Source organism: Streptomyces sp. NPDC059456, assembly GCF_042750055.1.
GTDB lineage: Bacteria > Actinomycetota > Actinomycetes > Streptomycetales > Streptomycetaceae > Streptomyces.
Genome location: NZ_JBHYVA010000507.1, coordinates 4,611 through 6,260, shown reverse-complemented (window position 1 = coordinate 6,260; position 1,650 = coordinate 4,611). Strand labels below are relative to the sequence as shown.

1 protein-coding gene and 1 pseudogene are annotated in these 1,650 nt (G+C 75.8%); both read left to right on the top strand.

The genetic code is table 11. From position 1 onward, the window contains the following. A pseudogene (locus ACFXA3_RS31855) lies at nucleotides 1–481 on the top strand (virginiamycin B lyase); the annotation flags it as partial. 118 nt (nucleotides 482–599) lie between these two features. Then, complete coding sequence (locus ACFXA3_RS31850) at nucleotides 600–1,550, top strand: hypothetical protein (protein ID WP_385192435.1); 951 nt, start codon at nucleotides 600–602, stop codon at nucleotides 1,548–1,550. Nucleotides 1,551–1,650: the final 100 nt, after the last annotated feature.

Sequence of the window (1,650 nt, the reverse complement as noted above, 5' to 3'; positions counted from 1 at the left end):
CCCGTCCTTCCTCACGACGGGACCCGACGGCGCCCTGTGGGTCACCCTCAACCAGGCCGACGCCATCGGCCGGATCTCCGTCTCCGGCGAAGTCAGCCTGCACCCGCTGCCCACCCCCGGCGCGGCCCCGGTCGGGCTCGCGGCCGGCCCCGACGGGAGCCTGTGGTTCGCCGAGATCGGGGCCGGGCGGATCGGGCGGCTCACGCCCGGCGGAACGGGCGTGGAGATCGACGGGTTCGCGCTGCCCGAGGCCGGTTGCCGCCCGCACGCCGTCGCGGTCGCCCCGGATGGGACCTGCTGGTTCACCGAGTGGGGCAGCGGCCGGGTCGGCTCCGTCACCCCGGACGGGAAGATCACCGAGCACCCGCTCGGGGCCCCCGACTGCGAACCCCACGGGCTGGCCTTCGGCCCCGACGGCACCCTGTACGTGGCCGAGGAACGCGGCCGCGTCTCCCGCTGGGAGGTGCGCCGCAGGTCCTGAGGAACCGTCGTCGCCGGCCGTTGACCCTCACACGGTGTCAGGTGGTGACATCGGTCCGGACGGACGGCCGCCGCTCACCGCGGGCGGCCCGCAACGACCCCAGGAGGATGGCCTTCCCGTGCTCGACTACGTGGGCTCCGGCCCGTACTGCTTCACCAACTCCCTCTCGATGGTGCTGGGCCGCTCCGCGCCGCCGCCACCGGTCATCGAGACCCTGACCGGCTCCCCGTTCGGCATGCAGCTCATCGCGGGCTCGCTGCCGCTGTTCGATCCGTACGGCTGGCACCCGGAGACCGGGCTCGACGCCGCGATCGGACACCTGGGCTGGACGTGCGAGCGCAGCGACGGCGGGTCCCCCGAAGAGGCGCTGGGGCGGCTCCGGGCCGCCTGCGCCGCGGGGCCGGTCCTCGTCGGGCCGGTGGACATGGGCCTGCTGCTGCACCAGCCCGGCACGCCGAACTCCGACGGCGGCGACCACTACGTCGTCGTCCTGGCCGTCGGGGCGGAGCAGGTCCGCTTCCACGATCCGCACGGCTTTCCCCACGCCACCCTCCCCGTCGAGGCGTTCCTGGCGGCCTGGGAGGCGAAGTCGGTCGGCTACGTCGACGCTCCCTACGTCCTGCGGACCGGTTTCGTCCGCGCGTACGAGGTCACCGCGGCCGAGGCACTGCGGGCCTCGCTCCCGGAGGCGGTGCGGTGGCTGACGGGCCGCAGCGACCTGCCGATGCCGCCCGGCTCCCTCGGCGGTGCCGCGGCGGTCGAAGAGCTCGCCGCCCTGCTGTCCCGGGGACCGGATCCCGCCGTCCGCCACTTGCTCACCGCGTTCGGCGTCCGCGTCGGCGCCCGACGCCTGGGCGACGCCGCGGCCTGCCTCGCGCACCTCGGCCTCGACGAAGCCGCCGCCATCGCCGCGGACCAGGCCCGGCTCGTGGGGAGCCTGCAGTTCCCCCTGGTCACCGGGGACGACGAAGGGGCTGCGGCGGCCCTGCGGCTCCTCGCCCCGACGTACGAACGCCTCCGCGAGGCCCTGAGCGCGGGGCCGCCCGCTACGGGTGCAGTTCCACGTTGATGTGCGGGGCCAGTGCCCGGAGGAAGCCGGGCGCTTCGAAGAGTTCGCCGGCGGAGGCGACGACGGGGGCGGGGCGCGGGCGGGCGGGGTCGACCCGGGC